This window comes from Rhizobium giardinii bv. giardinii H152, from assembly GCF_000379605.1.
Classification (GTDB): Bacteria; Pseudomonadota; Alphaproteobacteria; order Rhizobiales; family Rhizobiaceae; genus Pararhizobium; species Pararhizobium giardinii.
The window spans coordinates 1-15,030 of record NZ_KB902690.1 but is presented as its reverse complement, the minus strand read 5'-3'; the positions used below and the strand labels follow the sequence as shown (position 1 = coordinate 15,030).

Here is a 15,030-nt window from a genome sequence, read left to right as displayed (position 1 = left end):
GACCGAATTAGCCCCATCACGCTCGCTGCGCAATCTCGGCCTGACCACCGCGACCATCTTTCGTGAAAGGCCCGCTCTGCGGTTCCCGTACACCGTTGGTTCCGAGATGTGTTGCGAGAAATGCCGTCAAGGAATCAGCGAATCGGTGCCACACGTTTGACCGACGTTGCCAACAGTAACTCAGGCGACAGCGCCTGCAGGGCATCAAACTGACTCAGGAAAACCTGCCCGGTCAATTCTTCGAGGAAATGCGAACGTTTAAGCCGGTCCATCACGGGGCCCTTGACTTCCGACAGGTGCAGGCGGACGTCCGCGGATGACAGCCGATGGTTCAGCGCCTCGATACTTTCGAGTGCCGTCGCGTCGATTTCGTTGACCGCCGAACACATCAGCACGACGTCCCGTACATCCGGGCTTTTGAGGGCCAAGTCCGTGACGGCTTCTTCCAGCCAGCCGGCATTGGTGAACGTCAGGCTCTCGTCAATGCGAACGTTGAGAACGCGCGGGCTGGTCGCGACCTCGTGGCGGTGGATGTTTCGAAAGTGTTGCGTTCCGGGGACGAGGCCGACGATGGCCATATGTGGTTTCGAGGCCTTGTGGAGAAAAAGCAGGACCGAGAGGCCGACGCCGGCGACCACGCCTGCCTCGACGCCCGCGACAAGCGTCATGCCGATGGTCAGCATCATGGCGGCGAAATCGCTCTTGGAATAACGCCAGACGTCAAGGATGGCCTTGATGTTGACGAGGCTGAGGACGGCAACGATGATCGTCGCCGCCAGCGTCGCGTTGGGCAGGAAGTAGAGGAGCGGCGTGAGCGTCAGGGCGGCGAGCCCGATGCCGATGGCGGTAAAGACGCCAGCGGCCGGCGTTTCAGCACCCGCGTCGAAGTTGACGACGGAGCGGGCAAACCCGCCCGTGACGGGATATCCGCCCGTAAACGCAGCAGCGAGGTTCGAAGCCCCAAGCCCGATCAGTTCCTGATCCGGCCGAATGCGCTGGCGGCGCTTGGCGGCGAGGGTCTTGGCAACCGAGACGGATTCGACGAAGCCGATGATGCTGAGGAAAAGAGCGGGCGCGGCGAGTTGCATCCAGAGTTGCGGATCGAACAACGGAATTGTCAGCGGCGGAACACCAGTCGGAATGGTGCCGACGATCTTCACGCCATGTTCGGCAAGGTCGAACAGCGCGACGGCGGCGGTGGTCAGCGCGATGGCAAAGACCGGACCGGCCTTGGCAATGAGATCGGCGGGCCGCGTTTGCAGACCAAGCTTGATCAAGAGCGGCTTCAGACCCTTTCTGACCCAGAACAGGAAGGCGACGGCCGGGATACCAACCATGGCGGTCCAAGGATTGAGCTGACCGATATTGCGGAAAAAGCTGCCGACGATCGCCACCAGCGTTTCGCCGGAGGTTTTGATGCCGAGAATATGGCCAAGCTGGCTCGATGCGATGATCAGTCCGGGCGCTGTGATGAAGCCGGAGATGACGGGGTGCGACAGCAGATTGGCGAGCGCCCCAAGCTTCAGCAGCCCCATCACAAGCAGAATAAGCCCGGACAGAAATGCCAGGATGAGCGCCGCCGCGATGTACTCGGGCGAACCGGCTGTTGCCACCTTGCTGGCAGCCGCAGCCGTCATCAGCGAGATCACGGCGACGGGTCCGACGGCCAGCGTCCGGCTGGTACCGAAGACGGCATAGGCCAGCAGAGGGGCCATGGACGCGTAGAGCCCGATGACGGGCGGCAGGCCAGCAAGCATCGAATAGGCAAGACTCTGTGGAATGAGCATGATGGTGACGATCACCGCCGCTACCAGATCGTTCGCGAGAATCCGGCCGCTATAGGTGCGGCCCCATTCGAGGACGGGAAAATATCTTGCTAGGCTGCTCGACATTGCTTGTGACCGTTTTGGTGATGCAAAGCCGCCTACGCGGCCGAGGACTTGATTTCAGGGGAAACGAGCCATTCGCGGCCCTTGAGCATGCCATGCCAATAGAGCGGCGTCAGGGCTTCGGACTTCAGGTACCAGGCAAGCGAGGACGGCTTGGTGCCATCGATCAGCCAGGTCGGGAACGTCGGTAGGAGCTTACCGCCATAGCCGAACTCGGCCAGCACGATCTTGCCGCGCTCGACGGTCAGCGGGCAGGAACCGTATCCGTCGTAGACGCACGGCATCGCCTTGCCGGCCATGACCGCCAGTAGGTTCTCGGCCACCACCGGTGCCTGCTTGCGCGCTGCGGCAGCCGTCTTGGCATTGGATGTTGAGGCGGCGTCGCCGAGCGCGAAGATGTTCTCGAAGCGCTTGTGCTGCAGGGTCGCCTCATCCACCTCTATCCAGCCGCTTGCCGCCGCAAGCGGGCTTTCGCGGATGAAGTCGGGCGCGATCTGCGGCGGGCAGACATGGATGATGTCGAAGCCGCGCCTGTCTTCCGTGACCGTCCCATCAGACCCTGTGCGGGCAAAGGTCGCCGTCTTTGACGGACCATCGACCGAAACGAGGCGCGAACCGAAATTCAGGTCGGCGCGGTATTTCGTCATGTATTCCATCAGCGCCGGGACATAATCCTTGACGCCGAACAACACGGGACCGGCATTGTGGAACTCGATGTCGATATCGTTGATCCGGCCCATGCGGAACCAGTGATCGCCCGAAAGATAGAGGGCCTTCTGCGGCGCGCCGGCGCATTTGATGGGCATGGGCGGCTGGGTGAACAGCGCCCGCCCGCCTTTGAGGTTCCGTACAAGGCTCCAGGTATATGGGGCGGTTTCAACACGGTAGTTGGAGGTGACGCCATTGCGCCCCAGGCTGTCTTCAAGCCCTTCGATGGCACCCCAGTTGAGCTTGATGCCGGGGGCTGCGACTATCATGCGATAACCAACCGTACGCCCGTCAGCCAGAGACGCCGTGTCCCGCTCCGGCTCGAAGGCCGCAACGGCGACCTTCTCCCAACGGACGCCATCGGGCATGATGTCGCGCATCGGGCGGACCGTATCCTGGGGCTTGAATATGCCGCCGCCGACCATCGTCCAGCCCGGTTGATAGGCATGGCGGTCTGAAGGATCGATAATCAGAATGTCGAGACCTGGACGGCGTTTCAGCAGGCTGGCAGCGGTTGCGATGCCCGCCGAGCCAGCACCGACGATGAGGACGTCGCAGGTGAGCGCCGGCTTCTTCATCGCGCCGGCGGGTGACCGAGCCTCCAGTCGGGATCGCAGGGCCGAGAGATCGTATCCCGCCTGGCTTGCGATTGACATTACCGGGGCGACGCCGAGCGTTGGAGACTGTGACAAAGCCCAGAGCGTCGTTGTCCGCGTTCCGGTCCTGCAGAAGCCGAGAACAGGCTGCGGCAACTCCTTCAATGCCTTGCCGAGTGCTTCGATGTCAGCATCGGAAATGCTGCCTCCAACGACGGGGACATGTGCAAAGGCCAGACCTGCCGCTTCGGCGGCAGCCCGGACGACCTCTGCCGATGGTTGGCTTGGCTCCTCGCCATCCGGCCTGTTGGACATGATGGACTTGTAACCAAGCGCGGCCAATGCCTCGATGTCTTCGATTTCGATTTGCGGGGATGCGGCAATCATATCGGTCAGTTTGCGGATATCCATAGTTTCCTCCCCGGATTATCTGGATGTGTAGGCGGGCATTGGCCGGCCGAGCGTGAAGCGATAGGCGATCATTCCCCCCAGCATCGCTGCGACAAAGAGAACAGCCTCCCATCGTCCGGTCGTCAGCGCGGCGATCGCGGGCCCCGGGCAGAGGCCGACAAGACCCCAACCCAGCCCAAACAGGACCGCGCCGCCGACCAACCGCCCGTCCGGCTTCCCGTTGGCAGGCACATGGAACGTCGTATCGAAGACCGGTGCCCGGCGCTTGTTGCGGATAAGGTAGGCGATCGATGACGGGATCAGCGCACCGCCCATGACGAAGGCGAGCGAAGGGTCCCAGTTACCGGTGATATCCAGGAAGGCAAGGACGCGGGCCGGATTGATCATGTCCGATACGACAAGACCTGCCCCAAACAGAAGGCCACAGGCGACGGCTGCCAGGATGCGCGCAAACATCATGCACCTCCACCAAAGAGGGTCCGAACGACGAAGACCGTCAGGGCTGCGACCGCCATGAAGGTCGCTGTGGCGATCATCGAGCGTGGAGACAGGCGCGCCAGGCCACAGACGCCGTGCCCGCTGGTGCAGCCGGACCCGAGCCGCGTCCCGAAGCCCACGATCAGACCGCCTGTGATCAGCAGCACCGGCGATGCGGTTATCGTCAGTTCGGGCTGGCGGATCAGAGCGGATGCAAGGGCTGCGCCTGCGAGGATGCCACCGATGAAACCCATCCCAAGCCAACTGATGCCTGCATCGGTCAAGCTCGCGGCCGAGGCCGTCAGGCCCGATATGCCGGCGACCCTGCCGTTGAGAAGAAGGTACAGGCCGGCAGAGAGGCCGATGAGCAGGCCGCCGGAAAGCGGCCAGAGAAAGTTGATCTGGGACATGATGCTCACAAGGTGTTGATGGGTATCTTGAGGTACTGGACGCCATTGTCTTCAGGCGGCGGCAACTGGCCGGCCCGCATATTGACCTGAACGGATGGCAGAATGAGTTTTGGCATGGCAAGCGTAGCGTCCCGTTCGGTACGCATCTTGTAAAACTCGTCTTCCGTGACGCCGTCGTGGACGTGGATATTGCCGGTGCGCTGCGCCCCGACAGTCGTTTCCCAGACATATTCGTCGCGGCCCGGGGCCTTGTAGTCGTGGCAGAGGAACATGCGCGCCTCAGCCGGCAGTCTCGTCAGGCGGCGGATGGAGCGGTAAAGCTGCCGGGCATCGCCACCCGGAAAGTCGCAGCGCGCCGTGCCGTAGTCGGGCATGAACATAGTGTCACCCGGGAACACGGTGTCGCCGATGACATAGGCAAGGCAGGCCGGCGTATGGCCCGGAACGTGCAGAACCGTTGCCTCGAGACCACCGATCTTGAACCGATCACCATCGTTGAAGAGCTGGTCGAACTGGCTTCCATCGCGCTGGAACTCGGTTCCGGCATTGAAAATCTTGCCAAAGACCTCCTGCACGCGAACGATTTCGCGCCCGATCGCCAGTTGCCCGCCAAGGAGATTTTGCAACAACGGGGCGGCAGACAGATGGTCTGCATGAGCATGCGTTTCCAGAAGCCACTGAACTTCGAGACTTTCGAATTTTATGTAATTAATCAGCGCGTTCGCCGAGGCGTTGGTCGTGCGCCCCGAAGCGGCATCATAATCAAGGACGCTGTCGATGATCGCGCAGGCATTCGAGCCCGGATCGCGCACCACATGGCTGATTGTAAATGTCTGATCGTCAAAGAAGGACTTGACGACCGGGCGCTGTTTCGGATCGGCGAGCGCCGCATTGATGATTGCACTGGCGTGATCGAGCGCGACATCTGGATTTCTCTCGGTCATGGCTCTTGTCTCCGTGAATAAGGCCCGCTTAAAATACATATTTACATTAAATATGCAAGTATGTATTTTGTAGAAATCAGATGCAGTTTTGGGCTAAGGATGATGCGCATCCACCTGACTTGAAATCCAACCACGAGCGACCAGAGTATGAGCGACATCCCCTCCATAGCCCCGCCGGGCATGAACGACGCAGCGCCGGGCTTCACCGCGCGTTCGACGGCTGGCACGATTGCACTTTCAGGTTTCCGGGGGCGCTGGCTCGTATTCTTCTCGCATCCTGCAGACTTCACGCCCGTCTGCACCAGCGAGTTCATTGCCTTTGCGAAGGCAACGCCGGAATTCGACAAGCTCGACTGCGCCCTTCTCGCGCTCTCCGTGGATAGCCTCCATTCCCACGTCGCCTGGCTGCGCGATATCCACGATCGGTTCGGTGTAAAGATCGCCTTTCCGGTCCTGGAAGACCCCTCCATGATCATCGCGCGCGCCTACGGCATGCTGGACAACGGTGCGCCCAGCAGCGCGACAGTCCGCGCGACCTATGTCATCGATCCTGCCGGCATTATCCGCGCCATCGTCTGGTATCCCATGAACGTTGGTCGCTCAGTCGATGAACTGCTTCGGCTGGTCGCAGCCCTTCAGGCAGCCGATCGCGAGAGCGCCTCGACACCCGAAGGCTGGCGTCCCGGCCAGAATCTCATCGAACAGGCAGGTCTAGCCCTCGATGTCTCATCCGATGACATCCGGAACGGCGAAGCCTGGTATTTCCGGGAGAAGCGCGCATGAGCGGGAAGTCCGACGTCTCTCTCGACGCGCTTCTCGAACAAGCTCCGGAGGCGGCCGAGTTCATGCGCCAGTTCAGCAACGCCAACCGGCTGATGCTTCTCTGCCATATTGCCGGGAAGGAGCGATCGGTCAGCGATATTCAGGGGGGACTGGGGATCAAGCAGCCGGCTCTGTCTCAGCAATTGGCAGAACTCAGGCAGTCGGGACTGGTGAAGACACGGCGTGAATCCCGGACGATCTATTATTCTATCGCTGACGGACGGACAAAGATCGTCATGGATATGCTCTACCAGATGTTTTGCGCAGCGCCAGGCGCTACAGGTCCCGACGTTTTTCCCGGAAGCAGCCTCGCCCAGGAGGCACCTGCAGGGTTGACCCGCGCTCCCAATTTACCACCAATCGATCCGCAAAATCTGAGTGGGGCCGCTCATTTTGCCCGGCTGGATTCCGTTGAATGAAGCGCTTTCGATTCCATGTCGCGACGATGGCCAGCGGCGGATGCCGGTCAGGCATCAACCCGGAAGCAGCATGAAGGAGAAGACCGTCCTGCCTGACTTCAAAAAGCGTGACCGCGATTTCAACTCCTTCCGGACCCGCATTTGGGATGGCACTATTCTGTGATCCAGTTTGGCTGTGGAACCGGCTGCTCAGGCGTCGTGGTCGCCGACAATCAGACGGGTCGCCCGGCTAGGCTTCCCCGCGGTGGCGAGGAAAATATGTACCTTGACTTGCAGTTCGAAGTGGACAGCCGACTGCTCGCCGCCCAATGGCTAGAATATAGCACGAACCGATGCGTCATCGAGTTCTTCGACTACGATCGACAGACATGGAAGGCCGTGAGCAAGGTAGACGTCGGTGGGGCTGACGCCTGCTACAGATCGATCAGCGACAACATCAGATAGCCGGTCATCAAGACGGATGCTCGAGAGACATGCTGAGATAAAGGTGTCCGCTATGCGCCTTCACGCCAGTCGTTGAGGTCGATTGGGCTTCGTCCCGAAAACGGCCAGTCAACCATTGCATAATCAACCAAGGCAGCCCCAGGTCCGGAGCCCAGCGAAAGCTGTGTCGCAGTAAGTGGAACGTGTGGGCAATGTCGTCACGTTCGGCGGCTCGCAGTAGAGCGACCGTCGAACGCAATTCATTGATAAGGCTTCGCCCCGTGTTTTAACGGTCGAGACCCCAAACGTCCGGGTTCCGTTTGAAGTACTCAGCCAGCATTTCGGTAAGCACACGCACTTTCCGCGTGGGATGCTGACCCGGCGGGCGGACGACATACGCCGCCCCCGGAGGGACCGGATAGCGTGTCATGATCGGGACCAGAGCGCCGGAGGCCACATATTCATATGTGATGCAATCGGGGAGCCAGGCGATGCCGAGACCTGCCGCCGCCGCAGCGGCAAGCGCCGTGGCGCTGTCGGCCTTGAACCTGCCCTGCGGCTGAACCGTGACGATCTTGTCGCCATCCATGAACTGCCAGGCCTCCGTTCCCTGCATGAGGGCCTGATGGGTGACGAGTTCGTCCAGGGTCTCAGGTGACCCGTGCGCTTTGATGTAATCCGGGCTGGCGACAAGCTTTCCATGGATCGGCCCGACGCGCTTCGCGATCAGGTTTGAGTCTTGGAGGTAGGCACCCCGAATCGCGCAATCAAAACCCTCTGCGATGAGATCGACGAAGCGATCGCTGTAGGAAGTATGGATGTGAAGCTGCGGGTGCTGGCGCGCCATGTCCGCAAGCACGGGGGCGAAGTGGGTCGGGCCAAACGTAAGCGGCATGGCAACCCTCAGGCGGCCGCGCAACTCACCGGTGGGGAGGATCGTTTCCTTGGCGGTGTCGATCTCGGCGCTGGCTCTGGCCGCATGGTCCCTGAACGTGATTCCCGCTTCCGTGAGCGCGGCGCCGCGGGTCGTTCGTGCAAGAAGCTGGACGCCAAGCTCCGCTTCGACCCGGAAGAGTCGCCGGCTGACGATCGATTTGGAGACGCCAAGCCGGCGCGCGGCGGCCGATACGCCCCCGGCATCGGCCACTGCGACGAATGTCTGTAGGTCTTCGATGTCCATTCCGGCGTTCCTTATTTCGCGACACAGCTTGCCCGACTATGGCACTACCGCACCACCAAAAGGAACAGCAAATTGCGTCCAGGCAACGTCGCCCGCTGGCGCATGTCTCCCGTGAACCCATCGCCGTCCATAGCGGCAGAGAAAGGAAGTCTTGATGACCCCTCGTAACGGCCTCGATTCGCTTCTTCGTCCCGAAGATTCGGTCCTCGTTCTGATCGATCACCAACCTTATCAACTCGCGAACCTGAACAGCCACGATCCGCATATGGTGGTCAACAACACGACCGCGCTGGCGAAGCTGGCAAAAGCCTTCAATGTTCCGACCATTCTCACCAGCGTGATCGCGGCGCGCGGCGGACTTCTCTTTAAGCAGATCACCGACGTATTTCCGGACCAGGAAGTCATCGATCGCACCTGGGTGAACACCTGGCAGGACGAGAATGTGGTGAACGTCGTCAAGGCGACCGGCCGCAAGCAACTGATCATCGCCGGCCTGTGGACCGAGGTCTGCGTCGCAATGCCTGCCATCCAGGCCGCCGGCGAAGGCTGGGACGTGACCGTGATCACCGACGCGTCGGGCGGGATTTCGAAGGAGTCTCACGAAGTTGCCATCCAGCGCATGGCCGCGGCCGGCGCCAACGTGATGACCGTGATGGCGCTCGCTGGCGAATGGCAACGCGATTGGGCGCGCACCGAGCATGTCGAGGAGCTGACCGAGATGCTCATCCAGCACTTCGGCGGCAGCGGCATCGCGTATCTTTGGGAGCAGCAGCTTCTCAACACGCCGGTGCCGAGCGAAGGCTGACCCGGGCCGGCATGGCGAGCATTCCGGTGAGGGTCGGAATCGATCCGTTTGCCGGCCCTCGCCATCCTCACCTCACAGGGACGCCATGTGATGTCAGCGATGAATGCTATGGCGGGGGTCCCAAGGACGCCCAGCCCATCGTTTTTTCACCATGGCTGGCCGCTCAGCTCTGACGACTGGGACGCGCAGATGCTTTCCTTCCTGTCGAAGGGCTATCGTGTCGTCGCGCATGACCGGCGCGGCCACGGACGCTCGGAGCAGGTCGCCGACGGTCACGACAAAGATCACTACGCGGCCGACGCGTTTGCCGTCGCCAAGGCGCTGGACCTGAAGAACGCGGTTCACATCGGCCATTCCAGGGGTGGCGGCGAAGTGGCGCGGTACGTGCCGCGACATGGCGAACCTGCGGGCCGGGTGGCCAAAGCCGTCCTCGTCGCCGCCATTCCGCCCTGATGCTGAAGACCGACGACAACCCTGAAATGCGGCCCTCGTAGGCCATCATCGCCTTGTGGAAGGCGAGGTATTTGCCCTGCTTCTGGCTTGCGAGCGCCGCCCGGGCGGCAGAGACCGAGCCGGGTCCGAGGATCGGGTATTCCTTGAAAACGAGGCGTAGCCCCTTGTCCTCTTGCTCGAGTCTATCGAGCATCGGCGTCGCCTGACGGCAGTACGGGCAATTGTAATCGAAGAACTCCACGAGGTGGCGTCGCCCTGAGGATTGGTCCCGACCGGAGAATCTGGATCGTTGAAGATTTCATCGCGCCGCTCTGAGATGACGGCGGTCACTTCGCTCTCGGCCGCAGCCTGCCGACGGAGCTTCATGCCGTTGGTTCGACGATCACTCCCAGCGCTGCACGACGCGGCTCCGAACGACGGCCGCCGCCTCACGTTTGTCTCTCGGCGTCCGCTGCGCGCCAGACCCTACGTTTGCCGAATCAGGTTTCTGATCTGTTGCCGATCCTCCGAGGACCACTTTTCGGGATTCTCCTGATGGGCGGTCGCTGCATGAAGTTCGATGTGTTTCCACAGTTCCGCTTCTGTCTCGGCCACGAACGACGCCGGACAGGCTTCCATTCCAGGGTATTCCTCACAACGATATGAGTAAGCCATAGCTTCACCTCCACGCTGCCATCACACTAGCACGCGTAGTCTCAACAACGAAGAAGAGGTCTTCTCTTACGAATGCCCGATGAAAACCTCAGGGTCTGTTCTTCAGTTGAAATAACCTCTCCAGGAGGATAGGTAGATGTCATGACACGGCACCAACACGAGACACATCCGGAGATCGTCAAGCGGCTCAAGCGAGCCGAGGGACATCTGAAAAGCGTGATTGCGATGATCGAGGGAGGCCGCCCCTGCCTCGACATCGCCCAACAGCTTCAGGCGGTGGAGAAGGCGATCACCAACGCAAAGCGAACCCTGATCCAGGATCACCTCGACCACTGTCTCGAAGACACTGTCGGAGCGCTTCCACGAGACCAGCGCCAGTCGATCGACGAGTTCAAGTCGATCACCAAGTACCTCTGAGGTTCACATGCTCAACGTGCTCGCCAACCGGGTCTACAGGCATCTGTTTTTCGCGCAGGTGATCGCCCTCGTCGGCACTGGCCTCGCCACCGTCGCGCTCGGCCTGCTGGCCTATGACATCGCGGGCACCCGCGCCGGCGCAGTGCTCGGGACCGCCTTGGCGATCAAGATGATCGCTTATGTCGTCGTCGCGCCCGTGGCCGGAGCTTTCGCAGAAACCCTGCCACGGCGGGCGGTATTGGTAACACTCGACCTCGTCCGTGCGGGCGTTGCCGTGGCGCTCCCATTCGTGACGGATGTCTGGCAGGTCTACGTTCTCATCTTTCTGCTTCAGTCCGCTTCGGCGGCGTTCACCCCGACGTTCCAGGCGACGATTCCCGACATCCTGCCCAACGAGAAGGAGTACACCAAGGCGCTGTCGCTCTCGCGTCTGGCCTACGACCTCGAGAGCCTGATCAGTCCAGCGCTTGCCGCCCTGCTCCTGACGATGATCTCGTTCCACTCCCTTTTTCTCGGAACCGTGATCGGCTTCGTCGCATCGGCGGCCCTCGTCGTCTCCGTCTTGCTGCCCAGTCCGGTGGCGAAGGAACGGCGGGGCATCTACGATCGCACCACGCGGGGCATCCGCATCTATCTCGCGACGCCGCGACTACGGGGGCTTCTTGCCGTCTGCCTCGCTGTGTCTGCCGCAGGTTCGATGGTGATCGTGAACACCGTCGTGATCGTTCAGTCCTCATTCGTTCTCGACCAGTCCGCTACGGCCAGTGCCCTCGCGGCGTTTGGAGGCGGATCGATGCTCGCGGCTCTCGTGCTGCCCAAGCTGCTGGAGCGAGTTGCCGATCGATCGGTGATGCTCGCCGGCACTGGACTTTTGATCGGAGGCCTTCTTCTCACGACAGGAGTCGCGAGTTTCCCGGCCCTCCTGGCATTGTGGGCGGTTTTGGGGATCGGCTATTCAATCGCGCAGACGCCGTCGGGAAGACTTCTACGGCGCTCCGCCCACACCGAAGATCGTCCCGCGCTTTTCGCCGCGCACTTCGCCCTGTCGCATGCGGCTTGGCTTCTTACCTACCCATTGGCTGGATGGCTTGGTGCGACGCTTGGATTGACGGCTGCGGCTCTGGCACTCGGAGTGTTGGCGTTGGTCGGTCTGGTTTCGGCCGTTCTTCTTTGGCCAGCGGCCGACCTAGACGAACTGATGCATACCCATGACGATCTGTTGCCTGACGACCCGCACTGGTCAGAAGGCCATCACCATCGTCGAAACCGCCATACACATGGTTTCGTCATTGATCGGCTACACCGGGAATGGCCGCATTCGCCTTGAGAAAGCGCAAAAGTGAATGTAAGGAGCGGGCTGTTCGGCCCTACCTGGGTCGATGACGTCGAAGCGGACATCGAAATGGTACGCTTCTTTCCAGCCACGCACCCGTTTTTGCGGACATTAAGCGCGGACCGTTGCCGTGAATTTTTTAAGAGCCTCGAGTGTTTCCGGGCTGACGTGGTGCTCGATGCCTTCCGCGTCCATCCGCGCCGTCTCGACGCTGACACCGATCGAGCAGAGAAACGCCTCGACGATCTGGTGCCTCTCTCGACTGACGCGTGCCAGTTCCTTGCCGATACTCGTGAGGAAAACACCCCGGTAAGGGCGCTGCTGGATATAGCCCTCCGCGATCAACCGCTTCAGCATTTTGGCGACGGTCGGCTGGGCCACGCCAAGGCGCTGAGCGATATCAACCTGCCGCGCCTCACCGCCGTCGGCGAGAAGGTCGGCGATGAGTTCGACGTAATCCTCCACCAGTTCGCTGCGGCGGTTGTGCCGCGCCTGCTTGAAGCTCTCCATCTGGGTATCGGGGGCGACAAGCGAACTCTCGACTTCGATCGTCTGGCTATTCTTCTCGTTCAATTCAATTCCGCCTGCTCATAAATTCAACCGGCGATTACAATAACATAGCAAAGGCTATATATCCAATCCTCATTTGACCAGATGCGAATGACAGTCCTTGCCGTTTTCGATCGTCGGCTGTAATATAGCTATTGCTATAATCATGCTATAATGCTTTATTTCATTGAAATTGCTAATTGGAGTTTCCGCTAAAATGCTGAAGTGGGCACAGACCGCCTTGAGTAGACGAAGCCTGTTGGGTGGTGGGGTTGCCGCGCTCGGCGCAACGAGCATCTGCACCAGCACGACGGTGGCGCAGGAGACGCATTCGGGCGATCATGGTGCCGCTGCCTCCACTGCGAAGAGCGGGGATGTCGCTCCCGCCCACAGGTCAGCGCACGGGGCGATGATCACTGTCGGGAACGTGGATAACGGCCGCAACGGCTTCGATCCGACGAGCATGCTCACCGACTGGTATACAGGCGAGTTGAGCGACCTGCCGGACGGGGGCAAGCTGCGCAATTTCGAAATCACGGTCGAGGAAAAGGAAATCGAGATCGCGCCCGGCGTCATGTTTCCGGCCTGGACCTACAACGGCCGTGTCCCCGGCCCGGCCCTTCGGGCGACCGAGGGCGAGCGCCTGAGAATCAAGCTGATCAACAACGGCTCGCATCCGCATTCCCTGCACTTCCACGGCATTCACGCAGCCCGGATGGATGGCGTGCCCGGCGCGGGTGTCATCGGTCCCGGGGAAGAGTTCGTCTACGAGATCACCGCCAAGCCCTTCGGCTGCCATCTCTATCATTGCCATGCCCTGCCGCTGGCACGGCACATCCACAAGGGCATGTACGGCCTGTTCGTGATCGATCCCGACCCCGCACGCCACCCCGACCATCTGGAGGTCGCCAAATCGCGGCTTCTCGGCTCACCTGAAAACGCGCGATGGCAGGAACTGGCGATGGTCATGAACGCCTTCGACACGAATTTCGATGGCGAGAACGAGTTCTACGCCTGCAACACCGTCGCGCACTGTTATGCGAAGGAACCGATCAAAATCGACAAAGGTCGGCCGGTCCGCATCTATCTCATGAACATCGTCGAGTTCGACCCGATCAACTCGTTCCACCTGCATGCCAATTTCTTCGACTACTACGATCAGGGAACGACGCTGACGCCGACGCTGAAGACGGTCGATCTGATCACGCAGTGTCAGGCACAACGGGGGATTCTCGAATTCACCTTCGAGGAACATGAGCCTGGGCTTTACATGTTCCACGCGCACCAATCGGAATTCACCGAACTTGGCTGGATGGGCATGTTCGACGTTCAGGTGACGCTGTCATGATGCACGAAAAGATCGACGCGGCTCCGGTCTCGGGCTTGTCTCGCTATCTCTGGCTGCTGTTGCCCGTCGCAGTTCTGGCGGTGGCCATCGTCTGGCTGCTGCAGACAAATCCGCTGCAAGGTTTCAACAACGGCGCACCGCCAGTCGAAAACCTGACGATCGAACGCACGATCCTCGATCACGACGGAGTGCGACTGCTTGTCCGCGCCGGCGGCTCGGACCCGATGGTGGTCGCGCAGGTCCAGGTGGATGCCGCCTACTGGGAATTCACCCAGGAGCCGCAAGGCCCGATCGCCCGCGGCGACACGGCCTGGATCAGTCTCCCGTTCCCCTGGGTGCTGGGCGAAACCCACAATGTGACCTTCGTCACCAATACCGGTGCCACGTTCGACCACGAGATCGCCGTCGCGGTGCCGACGCCGGTCGCCACCTCGGGCAGCCTTTGGTCGCAGGCCATTCTCGGAGCCTTCGTCGGCATCCTGCCCGTCGCGATCGGGCTGATGTGTTATCCGGCCCTGCGCGGCGCTGGCCAGGGAACGATGACGTTCCTCCTCGCCTTGACCGTTGGGCTGCTGGCGTTCCTGCTGGTGGATACCTTCGTCGAGGCGTTGGAATTCGCCAGTGCATCCGCACCAATCTTCCAGGGCAGCATCATGGTCGTTCTGACGGCTGCGGCCAGCTTCCTCGTGCTGATGGCAGTGGGACGCCGACGCGGCACGCCGACGGGGCTGGCGCTCGCCACGTTCATCGCGCTTGGCATCGGCCTGCATAATTTCGGCGAGGGCCTGGCCATCGGCGCGGCGTTCGCGGCGGGCAGCGCGGGACTGGGCACGTTCCTCGTCCTCGGCTTCACCCTGCACAACATCACCGAGGGCATCGGCATCGCCGCGCCTATTCTCAAGGTCAAGCCAAGCCTGCTTTCCTTTGTCGGACTTGCCCTACTTGCGGGCGGCCCGGCAGTGCTCGGAATCTGGACCGGAAGCCTCGCCTATGCGCCACAATGGACCGCGATCGCGCTTGCCGTCGGCGCGGGCGCGATCGCCCAGGTAATCGTCGAAGTCTGCGGTCTCATGGGCCGTTCGAATGGCCACGGCATCAAGGCACTGCTGGCACCTGCGTCATTCGGCGGCTTGGCAGCAGGTGTTGCCTTCATGTACGTGACCGCCATGCTCGTCAAAATCTGACGCGCCGC

The 15,030-nt window shown here is 61.2% G+C and carries 16 protein-coding genes and 2 pseudogenes; 9 read left to right on the top strand and 9 right to left on the bottom strand.

The window, feature by feature from the left end; genetic code table 11:
* Positions 1–134: 134 nt before the first annotated feature.
* From A3AY_RS35795 to A3AY_RS0121380, 5 genes are read right to left on the bottom strand one after another with little or no spacing between them, the layout of a single operon-like run.
* Entirely contained in the window at positions 135–1,892 is a 1,758-nt protein-coding gene (locus A3AY_RS35795; protein WP_018327724.1) for a SulP family inorganic anion transporter, read from the bottom strand.
* A gap of 32 nt (positions 1,893–1,924) precedes the next feature.
* Positions 1,925–3,604 carry a bifunctional protein tyrosine phosphatase family protein/NAD(P)/FAD-dependent oxidoreductase gene (locus A3AY_RS0121395; RefSeq protein WP_018327723.1) on the bottom strand — a complete coding sequence of 560 codons (1,680 nt, stop codon included), beginning with the start codon at positions 3,602–3,604 and terminating at the stop codon, positions 1,925–1,927.
* A gap of 15 nt (positions 3,605–3,619) precedes the next feature.
* Positions 3,620–4,060, bottom strand: a complete 441-nt coding sequence (locus tag A3AY_RS0121390; RefSeq protein WP_018327722.1) for a YeeE/YedE family protein — start codon at positions 4,058–4,060, stop codon at positions 3,620–3,622.
* A complete protein-coding gene (locus tag A3AY_RS0121385) occupies positions 4,060–4,491 on the bottom strand; it encodes a YeeE/YedE family protein (RefSeq protein WP_018327721.1) in 432 nt (143 codons plus the stop codon). Before A3AY_RS0121385 ends, A3AY_RS0121390 begins: the two co-directional genes overlap by 1 nt.
* 5 nt (positions 4,492–4,496) lie before the next feature.
* Positions 4,497–5,435: an MBL fold metallo-hydrolase gene (locus tag A3AY_RS0121380; RefSeq protein ID WP_018327720.1), complete on the bottom strand. Its 939-nt coding sequence runs from the start codon at positions 5,433–5,435 to the stop codon at positions 4,497–4,499.
* A gap of 147 nt (positions 5,436–5,582) precedes the next feature.
* Here A3AY_RS0121380 and A3AY_RS0121375 point away from each other — a divergent pair, with 147 nt between their 5' ends.
* From A3AY_RS0121375 to A3AY_RS40685, 3 genes are all read left to right on the top strand, one after another.
* Complete coding sequence (locus tag A3AY_RS0121375) at positions 5,583–6,218, top strand: peroxiredoxin (protein ID WP_018327719.1); 636 nt, start codon at positions 5,583–5,585, stop codon at positions 6,216–6,218.
* On the top strand, positions 6,215–6,676 hold the full coding sequence (locus tag A3AY_RS0121370; RefSeq protein ID WP_018327718.1) for an ArsR/SmtB family transcription factor: 462 nt from the start codon (positions 6,215–6,217) through the stop codon (positions 6,674–6,676). The genes A3AY_RS0121375 and A3AY_RS0121370 overlap by 4 nt, the downstream gene beginning before the upstream one ends.
* 258 nt (positions 6,677–6,934) lie before the next feature.
* Positions 6,935–7,120, top strand: coding sequence for a hypothetical protein (locus A3AY_RS40685; protein WP_018327716.1), 186 nt, complete (start codon positions 6,935–6,937; stop codon positions 7,118–7,120).
* A gap of 265 nt (positions 7,121–7,385) precedes the next feature.
* On the opposite strand, the gene A3AY_RS0121355 is transcribed toward A3AY_RS40685, so the two are convergent.
* Entirely contained in the window at positions 7,386–8,279 is an 894-nt protein-coding gene (locus A3AY_RS0121355) for a LysR family transcriptional regulator (protein ID WP_018327715.1), read from the bottom strand.
* 154 nt (positions 8,280–8,433) lie between these two features.
* Between A3AY_RS0121355 and A3AY_RS0121350 the strand changes: the two genes are divergently transcribed.
* Positions 8,434–9,084 (top strand): hydrolase, encoded by a 651-nt coding sequence (locus tag A3AY_RS0121350; protein WP_018327714.1) that lies wholly within the window; start codon positions 8,434–8,436, stop codon positions 9,082–9,084.
* 116 nt (positions 9,085–9,200) lie between these two features.
* A pseudogene (locus A3AY_RS35790) lies at positions 9,201–9,572 on the top strand (alpha/beta fold hydrolase); the annotation flags it as partial.
* A gap of 71 nt (positions 9,573–9,643) precedes the next feature.
* On the opposite strand, the pseudogene A3AY_RS40680 reads toward A3AY_RS35790, so the two are convergent.
* Positions 9,644–9,730, bottom strand: a pseudogene (locus A3AY_RS40680) (DsbA family protein); the annotation flags it as partial.
* A 272-nt stretch (positions 9,731–10,002) separates the two neighbouring features.
* Positions 10,003–10,155, bottom strand: coding sequence for a DUF1059 domain-containing protein (locus tag A3AY_RS0121340; RefSeq protein ID WP_018327712.1), 153 nt, complete (start codon positions 10,153–10,155; stop codon positions 10,003–10,005).
* Positions 10,156–10,332: 177 nt separating this feature from the next.
* On the opposite strand from A3AY_RS0121340, the gene A3AY_RS0121335 reads away from it, so the two are divergent.
* Together A3AY_RS0121335 and A3AY_RS0121330 are read left to right on the top strand one after the other, a co-directional pair.
* Complete coding sequence (locus A3AY_RS0121335; RefSeq protein ID WP_018327711.1) at positions 10,333–10,608, top strand: metal-sensing transcriptional repressor; 276 nt, start codon at positions 10,333–10,335, stop codon at positions 10,606–10,608.
* Positions 10,609–10,615: 7 nt separating this feature from the next.
* On the top strand, positions 10,616–11,935 hold the full coding sequence (locus A3AY_RS0121330) for an MFS transporter (protein ID WP_018327710.1): 1,320 nt from the start codon (positions 10,616–10,618) through the stop codon (positions 11,933–11,935).
* A 117-nt stretch (positions 11,936–12,052) separates the two neighbouring features.
* Here A3AY_RS0121330 and mntR read toward each other — a convergent pair whose 3' ends face one another.
* Positions 12,053–12,514, bottom strand: coding sequence for a manganese-binding transcriptional regulator MntR (gene mntR / locus A3AY_RS0121325; protein WP_018327709.1), 462 nt, complete (start codon positions 12,512–12,514; stop codon positions 12,053–12,055).
* Between the two features lie 193 nt (positions 12,515–12,707).
* On the opposite strand from mntR, the gene A3AY_RS0121320 reads away from it, so the two are divergent.
* Both A3AY_RS0121320 and A3AY_RS0121315 read left to right on the top strand, forming a co-directional pair.
* The gene (locus A3AY_RS0121320) at positions 12,708–13,838 is read left to right on the top strand and encodes a multicopper oxidase domain-containing protein (protein ID WP_026203685.1); all 1,131 of its coding nucleotides are present in this window, start codon (positions 12,708–12,710) and stop codon (positions 13,836–13,838) included.
* Complete coding sequence (locus A3AY_RS0121315) at positions 13,835–15,022, top strand: ZIP family metal transporter (protein ID WP_018327707.1); 1,188 nt, start codon at positions 13,835–13,837, stop codon at positions 15,020–15,022. The genes A3AY_RS0121320 and A3AY_RS0121315 overlap by 4 nt, the downstream gene beginning before the upstream one ends.
* Positions 15,023–15,030: the final 8 nt, after the last annotated feature.

Bases quoted from the DNA above. Each gene is read 5' to 3' on its own strand.
- A3AY_RS0121350 (WP_018327714.1), top strand. From the start codon at position 8,434: ATGACCCCTCGTAACGGCCTCGATTCGCTTCTTCGTCCCGAAGATTCG.
- A3AY_RS0121380 (WP_018327720.1), bottom strand. From the start codon at position 5,435: ATGACCGAGAGAAATCCAGATGTCGCGCTCGATCACGCCAGTGCAATC.
- A3AY_RS0121335 (WP_018327711.1), top strand. From the start codon at position 10,333: ATGACACGGCACCAACACGAGACACATCCGGAGATCGTCAAGCGGCTC.
- A3AY_RS0121390 (WP_018327722.1), bottom strand. From the start codon at position 4,060: ATGTTTGCGCGCATCCTGGCAGCCGTCGCCTGTGGCCTTCTGTTTGGG.
- A3AY_RS0121315 (WP_018327707.1), top strand. From the start codon at position 13,835: ATGATGCACGAAAAGATCGACGCGGCTCCGGTCTCGGGCTTGTCTCGC.
- A3AY_RS35795 (WP_018327724.1), bottom strand. From the start codon at position 1,892: ATGTCGAGCAGCCTAGCAAGATATTTTCCCGTCCTCGAATGGGGCCGC.
- A3AY_RS0121370 (WP_018327718.1), top strand. From the start codon at position 6,215: ATGAGCGGGAAGTCCGACGTCTCTCTCGACGCGCTTCTCGAACAAGCT.
- A3AY_RS0121385 (WP_018327721.1), bottom strand. From the start codon at position 4,491: ATGTCCCAGATCAACTTTCTCTGGCCGCTTTCCGGCGGCCTGCTCATC.
- A3AY_RS0121375 (WP_018327719.1), top strand. From the start codon at position 5,583: ATGAGCGACATCCCCTCCATAGCCCCGCCGGGCATGAACGACGCAGCG.
- A3AY_RS0121340 (WP_018327712.1), bottom strand. From the start codon at position 10,155: ATGGAAGCCTGTCCGGCGTCGTTCGTGGCCGAGACAGAAGCGGAACTG.
- A3AY_RS0121320 (WP_026203685.1), top strand. From the start codon at position 12,708: ATGCTGAAGTGGGCACAGACCGCCTTGAGTAGACGAAGCCTGTTGGGT.
- A3AY_RS0121330 (WP_018327710.1), top strand. From the start codon at position 10,616: ATGCTCAACGTGCTCGCCAACCGGGTCTACAGGCATCTGTTTTTCGCG.
- A3AY_RS0121395 (WP_018327723.1), bottom strand. From the start codon at position 3,604: ATGGATATCCGCAAACTGACCGATATGATTGCCGCATCCCCGCAAATC.
- A3AY_RS40685 (WP_018327716.1), top strand. From the start codon at position 6,935: ATGTACCTTGACTTGCAGTTCGAAGTGGACAGCCGACTGCTCGCCGCC.
- A3AY_RS0121355 (WP_018327715.1), bottom strand. From the start codon at position 8,279: ATGGACATCGAAGACCTACAGACATTCGTCGCAGTGGCCGATGCCGGG.